Origin of the sequence: Nonomuraea terrae (genome assembly GCF_044465245.1) — a bacterium.
Classification (GTDB): Bacteria; Actinomycetota; Actinomycetes; order Streptosporangiales; family Streptosporangiaceae; genus Nonomuraea; species Nonomuraea terrae.
Genome location: NZ_JBITLL010000006.1, coordinates 608,636 through 623,723, shown reverse-complemented (window position 1 = coordinate 623,723; position 15,088 = coordinate 608,636). Strand labels below are relative to the sequence as shown.

The following is a 15,088-nucleotide window of genomic DNA, read 5'->3' as shown; positions in this document are numbered from 1 at the left end:
GAACGCTACTGATAAACGTGCGGAGCCAGAGTGCCGATGAAGGGCAGGTTGCGGTATCGCTCCGCGTAGTCGAGCCCATAACCGATGACGAACTCGTTGGGAATGTCGAAGCCCACGTATTTGACGTCGATGGGCACCTTCACCGCGTCGGGTTTGCGCAGCGCGGCGCAGATCTCCAGCGAGGCGGGATTGCGCGACTTCAGGTTTTCCAGCAGCCAGTGCAGGGTGAGGCCGGAGTCGATGATGTCCTCGACGATCAGCACGTGGCGGTTCAAGATGTCGGTGTCGAGGTCTTTCAGCACGCGCACGACCCCGGACGACTTGGTGCCCGCGCCGTACGACGACACCGCCATCCAGTCCATCTGCACCGGCACGTGCATCGCCCTGGCCAGGTCGGCCATCACCATGACGGCGCCCTTCAGCACCCCCACGAGCAGGACGTCCTTGCCCGCGTAGTCCTCGTCGATCCGGCCGGCCAGCTCCTTGATCTTGTCTTGGAGCTCGGCCTCGGGGATGAGGACCTTCTCCAGGTCGTGGCCCATGTCGGCAGCGTCCACCTGTGGTTCCTTACGGGATGGGACTGATGGCGAGTATCAGGGTGCCATACCGCCGCACAGCGGTCAGACCCCCGGGCAGGTCAACGGCCTTCTGCCCGTGCCAGCTCGTGATCAGCCGGTCGACAGAGAGCACGTGGGTGGCGAAGAGCGCCCCCGACTGGGCTCCGGCGGCGACGGCCGCGCGCCGCAGCACCCGCCGCCTGACGGCGTCGGGCAGCCTCTCCAGCTCGGCGACGCTCAGCTCCACCGGCTTTCCGGCCTCGCCGATATCGCTTAGAGCGCAATTCTGATACGCCGATCCGGCCCACTCGTCAAGGGCGTCGGCGTCCTCGCGGGCCAGTCTCGCGGTCCTGGCGAGCGCTTCTGCCACACCTGGGCCGAGCTCGGCCTCCAGCACGGGCAGCACCCTGCGCCGCACGCGCACCCGGGTGTAGCGGGGGTCGTCGTTGTGCGGGTCGTCCCACGGGTCGAGGCCGAGGGCCGCGCAGGCGGCGACGGTGGTGGCGCGGGACAGGTCGAGGAAGGGGCGGCGGTAGCGGCCGGCCACGGCGGCCATGCCGGACAACGACCTCGGCCCGCTGCCCCTGGCCAGGCCCAGCAGGACGGTCTCGGCCTGGTCGTCCCTGGTGTGGCCGAGCAGCACGGCGGCGGCCCCCAGCCGGTCGGCCGCCTCGGCGAGCGCGGCGTAGCGGGCTTCCCGCGCCGCCGCCTCGGGCCCGCCCGCGGCGCCGACCGTGACGGTGAGCACCTCGGCGGGATCGAGGCCGAGGTCGCGGGCGCCGATCTCGGCGACCGTACGCGCCCGTCCGGCCGAGCCTGCCTGCAACTGGTGGTCGACGGTGAGCAGGCCCGCGCGCAGCCTCATGCGGGGCGCGACGAAACCCAGCGCCGCGGCCAGCGCCAGCGAGTCGGCGCCGCCGCTGCACGCCGCCAGCACCAGCGCGTCGCGCTGGACGTCGGCCAGCGCCTCACGCACGGCCCTGCGCACGTCGGCTACGGCTGGATGCGGCCCCACGCCTGCATTCTCCCGCACCCGCGGCGAGCGCCGGCCCGGCCGGGCGGCGGGTCAGGCCGGGAGCGCCGGGGTGCCGATGACGCGGTCGATCCAGGACGTCGGGTCGGAGATCTCCTGATGCGTCGGGAGGGTCTCCGGTGATGTCCAGATCTTGTTGAAGCCGTCCATGCCGACGCGGTCCACGACCGTGCGCACGAACGCGGAGCCCTCGGCGTACTGCTTCATCTTGAGCTCGATGCCGAGCAGACGACGGACGGTGCGGTCGAGGCGGGTGCCGCCCTCGCGGCGCTGGGCGAACTTGCCGCGGATGTCGGCGACCGAGGGCACCACGGACGGGCCCACCGCGTCCATCACATAGTCGCCGTGGCCCTCGACCAGGGTCATCACGGCGGTCAGCCGGTCGAGGATCTCCTTCTGGCCGGGCGACTGGATGACGTCGATGAGGTTGCCCTCGCCGCCCCGCACCACGTCGGCCACGGTGTCGGCGGCGTTGCGCAGGCGCTCCAGCAGGGTGGGCAGGTCGAGGTCGGAGGCGAGCAGGAACTCCGTCATCTGCCCGCGGACGTATTCGCGCAGCCACGGCACGCCCGTGAACTGCACCCGGTGGGTCTCCTCGTGCAGGCAGACCCACAGGCGGAAGTCGTGGGGGTTGACGCCCATCTCGCGCTCGGCGTGGACGATGTTGGGCGCGACGAGCGTCAGCCGGCCGGCCGGCTCCTGGCCCGTGGGATCGGGCGGGAGGAACAGCTCATACTGCCCGAGCACCCGCGAGGCGAGGAAGGCCAGCACGGCCCCGACCTCGACGCCGGTGATGCGGGAGCCCACGGCCGAGACGATGGCCGGCGGCGGGTTGGAGCTGTTGCCCATGCGCTGGGTCAAAGGCTCGAGCACCACGCGGAAGCCCTCGACGTTGGCCCGGATCCAGCCGGGCCGGTCGACGACGGTCGCGGTCTGCGGCGCGGTATCGGTGTGAATCTTGGTGAACTCGCGCACGTGGCCCTCGGCCTCGCGCGACAGGGTGCGGAGCTCGGTGACGGCCTGCCTGGCCTCCTCCCTGCTCACCTGAGGACCGGGGCGCACCAGGCGCGTACCGGTCGTGACGGCCAGATCCCAGTCGATCACCTGCATAACGTCCACCGTACGTGCTCGGAGGTAAAGCCGCGAAGGGCCGTCTCATACTCAGGAGGAACGGGACACGATGGCCGCCAGCCGGTCGAGCACGGGCTCGGCGTTGACCGGCACGCGGTCGGCCATGAACGCGAACGTGACCAGCCGCCCGTCCTTCGTCGTGGCCAGCCCGGCGAGCGTGTTGACGTGGTTGAGCGTGCCGGTCTTGGCGCGGACGAGGCCGACCTGGTCCTTGCTGTCACGGGTGGTGAACCGGCTGCCGTTGCCGAGCGTGCCGGAGAAGCCCGCGATCGGCATGCCGGAGGCGACGGCGTGCAGCTCGGGATGCCGCGGCGAGCCCGCCATGGCGATGACCTGGGCCAGCGTGCTCGGCGCGATGCGGTTCTGGATGGACAGACCGCTGCCGTCGGTGAGCGTGACCTGCTGCGTCACGCCGAGGCGCCGCAGCACCGTGTTCACGGCCTTGGCGCCGCCCGCGAACGACGCCTCCTGGCCCTCCTTGATGGCGGTGTGCCGCAGCAGAGCCTCGGCGAAGTCGTTGTCGCTGCGCGTGAGGGTGTGCTCCACCAGGGCGTAGAGCGGGGCGGAGTCGACCCGGGCCAGCTCGGCGGCCCCGGCGGGCGCCTTGGCCCGGCGTACGGAGCCCGACACCGCGACGCCCCGCTTGGCCAGCTGCCCGGCGAAGGCCTCGGCGGCGTGCTCGGCCGGGTCGGAGACGCGGGGCGTGTTGGAGCGCGGGTCCTGCCGGCCCTCGTCCATGGCCAGGGCGTGGACGGGCGCGACCTCTCCGTCGGGGATGTAGTTCCGCTTCCACCCGCTGGACTTCGCCGGCCCAACAAAGAGCGATGCGTCGTAAGAAAGCGTGATTTTTTGAACGCCTTGTTTTTTGAGCGCGGCCGCCGTACGAGCCGCCAGGACGCTCAGACTGGCCTGCTTCGGGTACGTCGGCTTGGCCGACGGCCCGGCGAGCATCGGGTCGCCGCCGCCGACGAGGACGATCGCGCCTGGCTTCGCGCCCTGGACCACCCGGGTGGCCAGTTTGGCGTCGGGGCCCAGCGAGGCCAGCGCGGCGGCGCAGACGACCACCTTGGTCGTGGAGGCCGGCGTGATGGCCACGTCGGGATTGACCCCGAAGAGCCGCTCCCCGGTGACCGTGTCGATCACCACGGCCCCCACCCGGTCGCCCAGCGCCCGGTCCCCCGCCGCGTCGGTGAGCTGCCGCGTCAAAGTAGTCTTAGTCGGGAGAGGTCCGTCTCCGGACTTCGCCGGAAGCCGGGCCAGCACAGGCCCGGAGGTGACCACGGGGACGGGGGAAGCTCCTTCCGCCGGGGACGACGCCGTCGGCCTGGTCGGTGAAGCCCCGCCCGTCAGGGTGCCCAGGCTCAGACCGGTGGTCATCGCGTAGATGCCGATGACGATCGTCACCGCCTGGAGCACGACGAGTGTGGTCAGCATCACCCACCGGTCGCGCCGCGCCACGTCGCCTGCCCTCTCTCCTGTGTTCGCCTACGAGACATTAACGCCCAGCCGGGGGTTCCCGGGGGCCTGAGCGGAGGAACCGCGGTGGAGTTCGACGTTGTCGTTGAGATTCCCAAGGGGCAACGGAACAAGTACGAAGTGGACCACGAAACCGGAAAGATCAGGCTCGACCGGCTCCTGTTCACCTCCACGCAGTACCCCGCCGACTACGGCTTCATCGAGCACACCCTCGGCGAGGACGGCGACCCGCTCGACGCGCTGGTGCTGCTCCAGGAGCCGACGTTCCCGGGCTGCTACATCACGTGCCGCGCGGTGGGGATGTTCCGGATGACCGACGAGAAGGGCGGGGACGACAAGGTCCTGTGTGTCCCGTCCACCGACCCGCGGATGCACCACATCCAGGACATCCACCACGTCTCCGAGTTCGACCGGCTGGAGATCCAGCACTTCTTCGAGGTCTACAAGGACCTCGAGCCCGGCAAGTCGGTCGAGGGCGCCAACTGGGTCGGGCGCATCGAGGCCGAGGCCGAGATCGAGCGCTCGTTCCGGCGCGCGAAGGAGGAGGGTCACCACTGACCTCCTCAGCGGGGCCTGGTGGCGCCCACCAGGTCCCCGCGCCAGATCGAGGCCACCCGCACGACGTCGCCGGTCTGCGGCGCGTGCACCATCTGGCCGCGCCCGACGTAGATGCCGACGTGGTGGATGGCCGAGGAGTCGGCGGTGTGGCCGAAGAACAGCAGGTCGCCGCGGCGTAGCTGGTCGAACGGCACGCGTGGGCCCGAGGTCCACTGCGTGCCGGTCCAGTGGTCGAGGCGCACGCCCGCCCTCTCCCAGGCCCGCATGGTCAGCCCCGAGCAGTCGTAGGAGCCGGGGCCGTCGGCGGCCCACACGTACGGCTTGCCGAGCTGGGTGAGCGCCCAGTTCGCGGCCACGTCGCCGACGGCCGAGCCGCCGGTGACCAGGCCCCGCGCGGCGGCGGCCCGCTTTCTGGCCAGCAGCTCGGCGCGGCTGCGGGCCGCGTCCACCTTGCGCTGCAGCCTGTCCTTACGGGCCCGCAGAGCCCTGGTCTCGCGGCGCTGCCTGGCCACGGCCTCCCGGGCGGCGGCCTTGGCCAGCCGGGCGCGCTCGGCGGCCGCCCGCTGGGCCGCGTGGGCGTTGGCCGCCTGCGCCCGCAGGATCGCCGCGACCTCCTGCGCGTCGCGCATGTTGCGCAGGAGCGCGGAGCGTTCGCTTCTCAGGTGCCCGAGCATGCCCGCCCGGTGCAGGAAACCGTCCGTGCCGCCCTGGTCGAGGATCATGCCGACCAGCGGCTTCATCAGCCCGAGGCCGCCGTGGTCGTCGGTGGCCAGCAGGGCGACGTCCTGGCGGACCCGTTCGACCTCGGCGTCGGCCGCCGCCAGCCGGGCCTGGGCCTGCGTGCGGGCCTCCTCGGCCTGCCGGAGCCTGACCCGCTCCCCGTTGTACACCTCCACCAGCCGCCCCACCTCGGCCGCCAGCTCGTCCAGCCGGGCCTGGGCCGTGGCCAGCTCGGCGTTCGTCCGGCCCAGCTCCTTCGACCGCTCGCGTACGGTCTGACGGGCCCGCTCCACCTCGCGCGAGGACGGGCGCGGCTCCGCCACGGCGGGCGGGCAGTGGCCGACGAGCAAACAGGCCGCGAGGAGCCCGGCCCGGAATGCGCGCATAGGTCCCCCCGAAAACAGATGGTCACTCTATGCACACAGTTCCCGGCAATGCGCTCACGTAACGTAGTCAACGCCACCGGAACGTGTGTTCGGGGGGTCTCAGCCGATGGAGCCTGACGGATTCGGCTGGCCGGCCGGGGGCGGCGCGGGCTGCGGCGGCGTGGTGGGCTGGGGCGGAGGCGGCGGCTGCTGCTGCGGTGGCTGCGGCGGTGGCTGCGGCGGTGGCGCCGTGGGCTGCACGGTCGGCTGGGGTGGCGGCGGGCTGGACGTGGCAGTCGGCCTGGGGCCGGGCGTCTGCGGCGGCCGGTGGGTGTGCGGCGGCTTGGTGTGCGGGGGCCTGTGGGTGTGCGGGGGCCTCGTGCCGTGCGGCGGCCGGTGACCATGGGGCGGCCGGTGGCTGTGGGGGGGACAGTGGTGACGCTGGTCGCGCCGGCACGAGACCCACTTGCCCGGAGGGCGCGCTCCCGGCGGACGTCCGCCGGGCCAGCCAGGACGCGGGCCCTTCGTCGGATGGGCCGTCGGATGCACTCCGGGGGGCGGCGTCTCCGTCACCGGTGGATGCGAGGTCTGGGGCGGCTGGGAGTGGCCCGCGCCGGGCGAGGTCGGCGTGCCCGCGCTCGGCGCGGGCCGGGCCGGCCCGCGCGACGGAGGCGTGCCCCGGACCGGCTCCGAGGACGGGCCTGGGGGCTGACCCGGAGGTGTCCCCACCGGCTTGGCGCCCGTCTCGTCGAGGATGGGGACCACGGTCAGCGGCATGTCCTGCGGCTCGGCCTGCCAGGGCAGGCGGATGCCGGGCGGCTCGCCCGTGGGCGGGAACGCGGCCGTCGCCACGCCGCTCACGCCGCCGTTCTCCCTGCCGATCTGGTCGAAGATGACGGCTATCGCCACCACGGCCGCGACCGCCGCCACCGCGCCCGCCAGCGCCTGAGGCCACCGCCGAGCCTGCGAGAAGGCGGGAACGGGAAATCCGGCCGCGCCGAGCGCGCTCGTCCGCCGGGCGACATAACGGCGGTACGGCAGCAATTCCGGATCGATGAAGCAGCTCATCACCCTGATGCGCAGCGACTCGGGCAGCGCGATCTGGGGCAGCAGCTCGAAGACCTTGGCGGCCGACACCTGGCGGGTGCGGTGAGGCGCGCAGGTCTCGCACCGCGGCAGGTGCCTGACCAGGTGTTCGCGCATCTCCTGGGTCAGCTCGCCGGTGAAGCCGGCCAGGATGCGGGCCCGCCGCGGGCAGTCGTACGGGCCCTTCCTGGCCAGGATCTCGGCCGTGATCGCGTCCTGCAGGCGCTCCAGCGCCTCCTCCATGGCCGGCTCGACCTGGCGGGCCGGGATCGCGAGCACCTGGGCGAGCTCGGCGGGGGGCACGGCGTGCCGGTGGACGAGCTCGAGGATCTCGCGGTCGGCGGCGGGCAGGCTCTGCACGGCGTTCCAGGCCATGACGCGCAGGTCGGCGTCGGCGGGGTCGTCGAGCGGCGGCGCCTCGGCCAATGCCTCGTCGGCGCCCGGCGGCGCGGCGGCCCTGCGGCGCAGGCACTCGGCCCTGGCCAGCGCGTACAGCCAGGCGCGCAGCCGCCCGGGGTCGGCCAGCGCGCCCGCGTGCGCCTCGGCGGCGATGAGCGTGTCGCGCAGCGCCACCTGGGCGCTGTCGGCGCTCAGGAGAAGGGACCAGCAGTAGCGGTAGAGGCTCTCCGCGTACGTGTCGTAGAGCGCGGTGAGCGCCGCCCGATCACGGGCGCGGAGGGCTTCTACCAGGACGCGGTCATTCATGTGACCGAAGGTAATGGATCGGTAACTAGTAGTTCTACCATTTCAGCGGCGATGGCAGCGGTTTTCGGGCAACGCGCCCGAATTTCATGCGTAAATTACAGGACTTATCACGAGCCCGCCCGATTTTTCGCCGTTTACGGCGAAAACTACTGCTTATACTCTGACACGATCTGCGTCCTGCGGTCCTCCGCGAACGGCTCGGTCGTCGGCTTGACCGTGTGCACCGGAGCCATCCCGGCCAGCGCCAGCTCCTCGTACGGCTTCCCGGTTGACCCCCAGGTACGCGCCGAGACGTCCGTCCTCGCCACCTTCGCGTTCTTCGGCACCCCGCTCACCGTGAGGACGAATCGCGGCGGGCTGCCCGCCTTCACGTCGTCCACGAACGTGCTGCCGCCTCCGACGAGTTTGCCGGACTGATCGCGCAGCAACGCGTTCACGACGAGGCTGCCGGCCGTCACCCGATAAGGATTCGTGACATATCCCGTAATGAGGTACGAGCCGTCTTTCTGGCGCATCGTCTGCACACGCGAAACCGGGAACCGGTGGAACGCCGAAGGAATCCGGGCGGCCTGCCGCCACTGCGCGGGACGGTACTGGATCGACACCTTGGCCGGCTTCTGCGCGGCGCTCGCCTGACCGGTGAAGGCCAGCTGCCCGCCCGGCGGCACCGCGTCGAGCGGCTGGTCCATCCGGACGATCTCGGCCCCCTTGGCGTCGTGACCGACGATCGTCGCCACGACGTGCTCGCCGAAGTGCCATGGGTTGGCGTTGTTGAGCACGCCCGCCCAGCTGACGGCGTATCCGTCGGCGGACTTGGCGATGTTCGAGACCTGCTCCTTGAGAGCGAGGGGCTTGAGCGCTGGCTGTGCGGGCTGGTCCTCGCTCGCGCACCCGGTGAGGCAGATCGCCCCGAGTGCGAGGAGGCTGACGGTTCGGCTACGCAGGATCACTTTGCCGTGATAACCCGAGCCTGGGCGTGCCCGGCAGGGGACACGCGCCGGGCGTACCAACTCTTTAAGGGATCTCTTGCCCGAAGCCCTCAGCGGGGGCGGACCACGCGGGTCTCGTCCCAGACCGGCTCGGCGGACTCGTAGACCCTGCCGTCGGAGCCGAAGACCAGATAGCGGTCGAAGTCGGCGGCGAACCAGCGGTCGTGGGTGACCGCGAGCACCGTGCCGTCGAATGCCGCCAGGCCCGCCTGCAGCGCCTCGGCGCTGGCCAGGTCGAGGTTGTCGGTGGGCTCGTCGAGCAGCAGCAGCGTGGCCCCGGACAGCTCCAGCAGCAGGATCTGCAGGCGCGCCTGCTGGCCGCCGGAGAGCGTGTCGAAGCGCTGCTCGGCGACAGGACCGGCCAGCTCGTAGCGGGCCAGCGCCTTCATCGCCTCGTTCTTCAGGCGGGCGTGCTCGGTCATGACGATCTCGACCGGGGTGCGGCCGAGCAGGTCGGGGCGGGCGTGGGTCTGCGCGAAGTGGCCGGGCACCACGCGGGCGCCCAGCCTGGCGACGCCCTCGTGGGCGACCGGCTCGCCGGCCAGCAGGCGCAGGAAGTGGGACTTGCCGGAGCCGTTGGAGCCGAGCACCGCGACCCGCTCGCCGTACCAGATCTCCAGGTCGAACGGGCGCATGAGGCCGGTGAGCTCCAGGCCCTCGCAGATGACGGCGCGCTTGCCGGTGCGGCCGCCGCGCAGGCGCATCGTGATGTTCTGGTCGGCGGGGGCCGTCTCGGGCGGCCCGGCCTCCTCGAACTTGCGCAACCGCGTCTGGGCGGCGTGGTACGGGGCGGCCATGCCGTCGTTGTATCTCGCCTTGTTCTTCAGCATGTTGACCAGGGCCTTGAGCTTGGCGTGCTCTTCGTCCCAGCGCCGGCGCAGCTCGTCGAGGCGCTCGTTGCGGGCCCTGCGGGCCTCGGCGTACGTGGCGAAGCCGCCGCCGTGGATCCAGATGTTGCCCGACTCGACGGTGATGATGCGGTCGGCGGCGTTCGCGAGGAGCTGTCGGTCGTGGCTGACCAGCAGCACCGTCTTCGGCGTCTCCCTGAGCTGCTGCTCCAGCCACTCCTTGCCGGGCACGTCGAGGTAGTTGTCGGGCTCGTCGAGCAGCAGCGTCTGGTCGGGGCCGCGCAGCAGGGCCTCCAGGACCAGGCGCTTCTGCTCGCCGCCCGACAGCGTGGACACGTCGCGGTATTGCACCCGTTCGTACGGCACCCCGAGCGCGGCGACCGTGCAGGTGTCCCAGAGCACCTCGATGTCGTAGCCGCCGGCGTCGGTGTAGTCGCTGATGGCCTGGGCGTAGCGCATCTGCGTCTTCTCGTCGTCGCGCTCCATCATGGCCAGCTCGGCGTCGTCGAGCCGCTGGGCGGCGTTCCGCACGGCCGGCGGGGCGACGCCGAGCAGCAGGTCGCGCACGGTGCTGCCGTCGCGCACGCTGCCGATGAACTGCCGCATCACGCCCAGCCCGCCGGAGCTCGCCACGCTGCCCTCGACCGGCTGCAGGTCACCGGCGACCAGCCGCATGAGCGTGGTCTTGCCGGCGCCGTTGGGCCCGACGAGGGCGGCCTTGACGCCTTCGCCGATCCGGAAGGACACGTCGTTGAGCAGCGGCCTGCCGTCGGGCAGCACGTATGTCAGGTGCCCTATTTCCACATGTCCCACGACTCATCCCTTCGGAACCCCGCACGAGGCTATCGGCCCGCCTGGGAGGCCGTCACACGGATTTCCGCCGGCTCAGATCAGCTTCGTCTTGTAGAAGATGCTGGCCAGGCGGTCGCCGCTGGGGCCGGAGGCGAGGCCGAGGCACAGGCGCGGGGCGCCGTTGACGATCTGGATGCCCATGCCCTCGGGCTCCCGGTAGTCGAGCGACTTGCCGGCCACGCTGCGGGCGCGCTGAACCAGCTTCCCGGTGCGCAGGTCGACGCAGTGCGTGTAGGTGTCGCCGGGAGGCGGGTTGTCGCCGGCGTGGTAGGCGTTGCCGGTCAGGATGTAGACGAAGTTCCCGTACGCGGCGTAACCCTGGAAAGTGCCGAGGCCGGAGGGCTGGGCGACGTCGAACACCCGCTCCTTCGAGCCCGACTTGACCTCCGCCTGCGAGTACGCGGCGAAGCGGAACCCGCTGCCGTCGTGGTAGCGCATCACCAGCCGGCCGGTCGAGGGGTCGATCGTGCAGGTGGTGTTGGACGCGCCCGCGACCAGGGAGTACTTGGTCAGTCCCGACGACGACGGGCTGATCGTGCGGCCGTTGACGAACCTGAACCTGGCCAGCCGCGTGCCCCTGGCCCCGTCGGCCGCGCCCGCCGCGTCCGTCTCCGTCCACAGGTACGCCGACGTGCCCGACGGCTCGACGCCGATCTGGACACCGTGGCCGAAGCCCATGAGGTACATGTGGCCGAGGATCGACCCGGACAGGCTCAGCTTGGTCACGCACAGGTCGCCCGCGGCGTTCGAGCCGCCACCGTTCTTCAGCTGCACCGCGTAGATGTGCCGGTTGGTGTTGTCGATGGCGAACGACTGCAACACGGTGCCGTCGCGCAGCGGTTTCTTCCAGATCAGCGAGGTCGATGGGGCGGTGAGGTCGAACCGGCCCTCGGCGGCGGCTGCGGCTTCCGCCGGGGCCAGCGCTGCGGTCGCGGCGACTCCGGCGCCGAGCTTGAGCAGTCCTCTGCGGGTCACCGGCACATGGGCTGACATTTACACGTCCGTTCCACTCAGCGACAGTTTCGGCGTCCAACCCTAATGGCGGCTTGTGCTCACAAAGGGTCTGGACAGTAAGTGATCTAATGACTAGAACTGTAGGGACTCCTCCCCCTAGGACAGGTGATGACGCGATTCCGCTCCGCCCTCGCCCCCCTGGCCATCGCGTTGCTCGGTCTCACGGCCGTACCGCAGCCCGCCTCCGCCGCCCCGCCGAAGCCCGTCCCGTCCGTCGCCGTCCCACAGCAGCCCGCGGCGGCCCCGGCGTGCGCGCCGCAGGTCGGGAGCGCGACGGTCAACCCGCGGCTGACCAGCCTGTTCACCAGCCACGGCAACGACAACAGCAGCCTGAAGGACTGGACGGGCGCCGACGGCACGTACTCGCTGCGGCTGCCGAGCGGGCGGCAGCTGTGGGTGTTCTCCGACACGTTCCTCGGCCAGGTCAACGCCGACGGCTCGCGGCCGCCGGTGGTCGAGGAGGGCGGCACGACGGTCTTCCTGAACAATTCCTTCGCCGTCGAGCGCGACGGCCGGCTGGCCACCATCCAGGGCGGCACGGACGACAAGCCGGAGGCGCTGATGCCCCCGCGCGACGCGAACCACTGGTACTGGGCCGGTGACGCCACGCTGGCCGGTGGGGTCGTGGAGGTCACCTACCAGGAGTACGAGCGTTTCGGCCCGGGGGCATGGGACTGGCGCTGGCACCGCAACGTGGTGGCCAGGTTCGCGCCCGGCCGGCTCACCGAGCCCATCGGCGTGCACGAGCTGCCGTCGGGCAACGGCGTGGCCTGGGCGTCCGGCCTCCTGGAGGACGGCGGACACACCTACGTCTACGGGGTCGAGGACCTCGGCTCGCCCAAGTACATGCACATCGCCCGGGTCAAGGGCCACAGTCTGCTGGGCGACTGGGAGTTCCTGACGGCCGACGGCACCTGGTCGCCGGACGAGGCCGACTCGGCGCGGGTGATGAGCGGGGTGGCGAACGAGTACAGCGTCACCAAGGTCGGATCCGGATATGTCCTGATCACGCATGACACGACGGAGGCGCTGAGCCCGAACATCGTGGCCTACTCGTCCTGCTCGCCCTTCGGGCCGTTCACCGGCAAGCAGCACGTCTACACGACCCCCGAGACCGGCGGGAACATCTTCACCTACAACGCCCACGCCCACCCCGACGTGGCGGGCGACGGCCTGGTGGTCTCGTACAACGTGAACAGCTTGGTCAACACCGACCACTACCGCGACGTCACCATCTACCGGCCGCGCTTCCTGGACGTGACCTTCCGGTGAGACGCAACTGGGCGGCCCGGCTGCGGCGGGGCTCCATCGGCGGGATCGACGCGGTCACGCTGGAGAACGAACGGCTGCGCGTGACCGTCCTGCCGGGCAAGGGCGGCGACGTGGTGGAGTTCCTGCACAAGCCCACCGACACCGACTTCGTCTGGCTGTCGCCGCAGGGCCTGCGCGACCCGCGCGATCACCTGCAGGGCGCGCCCGACGGCGTCGCCCCGTTCGTCGACCATTACGAGGGCGGCTGGCAGGAGATCTTCCCGAACGGCGGCGCGCCCAGCGAGTACCGGGGGGCGCGGCTCGCGCAGCACGGCGAGGTGTCGGGGCTGCCGTGGGAGTGCGAGGTCGTGGCCGACTCCCCGGAGGAGGTCGCGGTGCGGCTGAGCGTGCGCACGCGGCGGCTGCCGTACCGGATGGAGAAGGTGTTGCGGGTGCGGTCGGGGACGGCCGCGCTGGAGGTCGAGGGGCGGGCCACCAACGAGTCGGGGCTGGCGCTGCACGCCATGTGGGGGCAGCACATCGTGTACGGCCGCCCGTTCCTGCGGCCGGGGGCCAGGATCAGGCTGCCGGAGGGCGTCACGGTGATCCCGCACGAGAGCGCCGTCAACCCGCCGGACCGCAGGGTCGCGGCGGGCGGCTCGTGGCCCGAGGTCCCGGCCCACGGCGGCGGGCGGACGGACCTGAGCGTGGTGCCCGAGCCCGGCTCCCCCAGCGACATCGTCTACCTGACCGGCTTCCCGGAAGGCTGGTACGAGATCGTGGGAGACATCGGCATTCGGGTGGAATGGGATGCGACGGTGCTGCCCTACCTGTGGATGTGGCAGGAGCTCGGCGCGTCCACCGGCTACCCCTGGTGGGGACGGGCGTACACGATCGGGCTGGAGCCGTTCGCCGGCATGCCGACCGACGGCCTGGCCGCCGCGGTGGCCAACGGGACGGCGCTCGCGCTGGACCCGTACGAGACGAAGGTGATGCGGATGCGCGCGGAGGTGCTGGCGTGAGCGAGTTCGACGGCAAGGTGGCGCTGGTCACGGGCGGGTCGATGGGCATCGGCCGGGCGGTGGTCGACCGGCTTGCCGCCGGCGGCGCGTCCGTGGTGTTCTGCGGCGCGGACGCGGAGGCCGAGGTCGACGGCGAGCGCGTCACCGGGAGGACCGCCGACGTACGCCGGGCCGGCGACATGCGCGACCTGGTCGACCTCGCCGTCACCCGGTACGGCGGCCTCGACGTCGTGGTGACCTGCGCCGGCGTGCAGCGCTACGGCACCGTCGAGACCACCCCCGAGGACGTCTGGGACGAAGTGCTCGACGTCAACCTCAAGGGCGTCTACCTCACCTGCCAGGCGGCCGTCCCCCGGCTGCGCGAACGCGGCGGCGGCTCCATCGTGGTCGTCTCGTCGGTGCAGGCGTTCGCCTCGCAGGCCAAGGTGGCCGCCTACACCGCGAGCAAGGCCGCGCTCAACGGCCTGACCAAGGCCATGGCGCTCGACCACGCGGCCGACGGCATCAGGGTCAACGCCGTCTGCCCCGGCTCGGTCGACACCCCCATGCTGCGCTGGGCGGCGGACCTGTGGCGCGGCGAGCTGTCGCAGGAGGAGCAGGTGGCGCAGTGGGGCCGCTCCCACCCGCTCGGGCGCGTGGGCCGGCCGGAGGAGGTCGCGGAGCTGGTCGCGTTCCTCGCGGGGCCGCGCTCGTCGTTCATCACGGGGGCCGAGCACCGCGTGGACGGCGGTCTGCTCGCGCAGAACCCCGCCGCGCTCCCCGAGTGAGAGCCCTCCCCGACTGAAAGCAGAGCCCACGGGTTCCTCCAGCGGCGCACCACAGCTGGCAAGCGTTGCGTCAACGCGGCGAAGTCCCACATCACCGGGCTGGTACGTCTTGGTCGGCGGCCGGGCACGCGACCCTTTCCGGGGCGCGCAGCCTTGCGGGATCAGCGGGTCACCACGACTCGCGTTCGATTCGGCACGCCGCATTACCGAGGTCGAAACCCACTCACCGATCTGAGGAGAGACCCGTGAGGCTATCCAAGAAGGCCGCTGGCATCGTCGCCGCGGTCACACTGTTCACCGTGGCCGCCCCCGCTGCCGCCGCTGTGGCGAGCCCGCGCTCGACCTGCTACGGCGGCCGCGTCTGCCTGTACGCCGGCTACGACTACAACCGCGGGCAGGCCGACCACTGGCGGGACTTCGTCCAGGACGACTCCAACCTGGCCGACAACAACTGGCTGAACTGGGACTTCAGCAACTCCTGGCGCAGCATGGACAACGACACCAGCTCCGTGCGGAACCGGATCGGCTGCAGCGCCACCCTGTGGCAGCACCCCGGTTACACCGGCTCGCACAGCACGTTCACGCACAACTCGAACGATGGCCTGCTCGCGAACAACGCCGTCGGCAACAACCGCGCCAGCTCGCTCGACATCTGGTGCCGCTGACCGACGCCGGGAGTGCCGGTTTCCGGGCTTGGCCGCCGGAAACCGGCCG

The 15,088-nt window shown here is 71.5% G+C and carries 14 protein-coding genes; 5 read left to right on the top strand and 9 right to left on the bottom strand.

Annotation, left to right across the window (positions count from 1 at the left end; all coding sequences use genetic code 11):
- Window positions 1–5 precede the first annotated feature (5 nt).
- Genes hpt through dacB form a run of 4 tightly spaced genes read right to left on the bottom strand, consistent with a single transcriptional unit; the run spans window position 6 to window position 4,179 of the window.
- Entirely contained in the window at window positions 6–557 is a 552-nt protein-coding gene (hpt, locus tag ACIBP6_RS32310; protein WP_397057620.1) for a hypoxanthine phosphoribosyltransferase, read from the bottom strand.
- Window positions 558–567: 10 nt separating this feature from the next.
- Window positions 568–1,572, bottom strand: a complete 1,005-nt coding sequence (tilS, locus tag ACIBP6_RS32305) for a tRNA lysidine(34) synthetase TilS (RefSeq protein WP_397057619.1) — start codon at window positions 1,570–1,572, stop codon at window positions 568–570.
- 51 nt (window positions 1,573–1,623) lie between these two features.
- Window positions 1,624–2,700, bottom strand: coding sequence for a zinc-dependent metalloprotease (locus ACIBP6_RS32300; protein ID WP_397057618.1), 1,077 nt, complete (start codon window positions 2,698–2,700; stop codon window positions 1,624–1,626).
- Window positions 2,701–2,751: 51 nt separating this feature from the next.
- A complete protein-coding gene (gene dacB / locus ACIBP6_RS32295; protein ID WP_397057617.1) occupies window positions 2,752–4,179 on the bottom strand; it encodes a D-alanyl-D-alanine carboxypeptidase/D-alanyl-D-alanine endopeptidase in 1,428 nt (475 codons plus the stop codon).
- Window positions 4,180–4,263: 84 nt separating this feature from the next.
- Between dacB and ACIBP6_RS32290 the strand changes: the two genes are divergently transcribed.
- Complete coding sequence (locus ACIBP6_RS32290; protein ID WP_106243463.1) at window positions 4,264–4,755, top strand: inorganic diphosphatase; 492 nt, start codon at window positions 4,264–4,266, stop codon at window positions 4,753–4,755.
- Between the two features lie 5 nt (window positions 4,756–4,760).
- On the opposite strand, the gene ACIBP6_RS32285 is transcribed toward ACIBP6_RS32290, so the two are convergent.
- The 5 genes from ACIBP6_RS32285 to ACIBP6_RS32265 all read right to left on the bottom strand — a co-directional run bounded on the left by ACIBP6_RS32285 (window position 4,761) and on the right by ACIBP6_RS32265 (window position 11,313).
- Complete coding sequence (locus ACIBP6_RS32285) at window positions 4,761–5,861, bottom strand: C40 family peptidase (RefSeq protein ID WP_397057616.1); 1,101 nt, start codon at window positions 5,859–5,861, stop codon at window positions 4,761–4,763.
- A gap of 99 nt (window positions 5,862–5,960) precedes the next feature.
- Window positions 5,961–7,631: a hypothetical protein gene (locus ACIBP6_RS32280; RefSeq protein WP_397057615.1), complete on the bottom strand. Its 1,671-nt coding sequence runs from the start codon at window positions 7,629–7,631 to the stop codon at window positions 5,961–5,963.
- A gap of 146 nt (window positions 7,632–7,777) precedes the next feature.
- Window positions 7,778–8,581, bottom strand: coding sequence for a hypothetical protein (locus ACIBP6_RS32275; protein ID WP_397057614.1), 804 nt, complete (start codon window positions 8,579–8,581; stop codon window positions 7,778–7,780).
- A gap of 89 nt (window positions 8,582–8,670) precedes the next feature.
- Complete coding sequence (locus tag ACIBP6_RS32270) at window positions 8,671–10,281, bottom strand: ABC-F family ATP-binding cassette domain-containing protein (protein ID WP_397057613.1); 1,611 nt, start codon at window positions 10,279–10,281, stop codon at window positions 8,671–8,673.
- 72 nt (window positions 10,282–10,353) lie between these two features.
- Window positions 10,354–11,313 (bottom strand): phage baseplate protein, encoded by a 960-nt coding sequence (locus tag ACIBP6_RS32265; RefSeq protein ID WP_397057612.1) that lies wholly within the window; start codon window positions 11,311–11,313, stop codon window positions 10,354–10,356.
- Between the two features lie 129 nt (window positions 11,314–11,442).
- On the opposite strand from ACIBP6_RS32265, the gene ACIBP6_RS32260 reads away from it, so the two are divergent.
- The 4 genes from ACIBP6_RS32260 to ACIBP6_RS32245 all read left to right on the top strand — a co-directional run bounded on the left by ACIBP6_RS32260 (window position 11,443) and on the right by ACIBP6_RS32245 (window position 15,039).
- Complete coding sequence (locus ACIBP6_RS32260) at window positions 11,443–12,606, top strand: DUF4185 domain-containing protein (protein WP_397057611.1); 1,164 nt, start codon at window positions 11,443–11,445, stop codon at window positions 12,604–12,606.
- The gene (locus tag ACIBP6_RS32255; protein WP_397057610.1) at window positions 12,603–13,607 is read left to right on the top strand and encodes a DUF4432 family protein; all 1,005 of its coding nucleotides are present in this window, start codon (window positions 12,603–12,605) and stop codon (window positions 13,605–13,607) included. The genes ACIBP6_RS32260 and ACIBP6_RS32255 overlap by 4 nt, the downstream gene beginning before the upstream one ends.
- A complete protein-coding gene (locus ACIBP6_RS32250; RefSeq protein ID WP_397057609.1) occupies window positions 13,604–14,374 on the top strand; it encodes an SDR family NAD(P)-dependent oxidoreductase in 771 nt (256 codons plus the stop codon). The genes ACIBP6_RS32255 and ACIBP6_RS32250 overlap by 4 nt, the downstream gene beginning before the upstream one ends.
- 245 nt (window positions 14,375–14,619) lie before the next feature.
- A complete protein-coding gene (locus ACIBP6_RS32245) occupies window positions 14,620–15,039 on the top strand; it encodes a peptidase inhibitor family I36 protein (RefSeq protein ID WP_397057608.1) in 420 nt (139 codons plus the stop codon).
- The last annotated feature ends 49 nt before the right edge of the window (window positions 15,040–15,088 follow it).

Excerpts from the sequence above, each read along its gene's own strand:
- ACIBP6_RS32300 (WP_397057618.1), bottom strand. The coding sequence starts at position 2,700 with ATGCAGGTGATCGACTGGGATCTGGCCGTCACGACCGGTACGCGCCTG.
- ACIBP6_RS32285 (WP_397057616.1), bottom strand. The coding sequence starts at position 5,861 with ATGCGCGCATTCCGGGCCGGGCTCCTCGCGGCCTGTTTGCTCGTCGGC.
- ACIBP6_RS32280 (WP_397057615.1), bottom strand. The coding sequence starts at position 7,631 with ATGAATGACCGCGTCCTGGTAGAAGCCCTCCGCGCCCGTGATCGGGCG.
- ACIBP6_RS32265 (WP_397057612.1), bottom strand. The coding sequence starts at position 11,313 with ATGTCAGCCCATGTGCCGGTGACCCGCAGAGGACTGCTCAAGCTCGGC.
- ACIBP6_RS32260 (WP_397057611.1), top strand. The coding sequence starts at position 11,443 with ATGACGCGATTCCGCTCCGCCCTCGCCCCCCTGGCCATCGCGTTGCTC.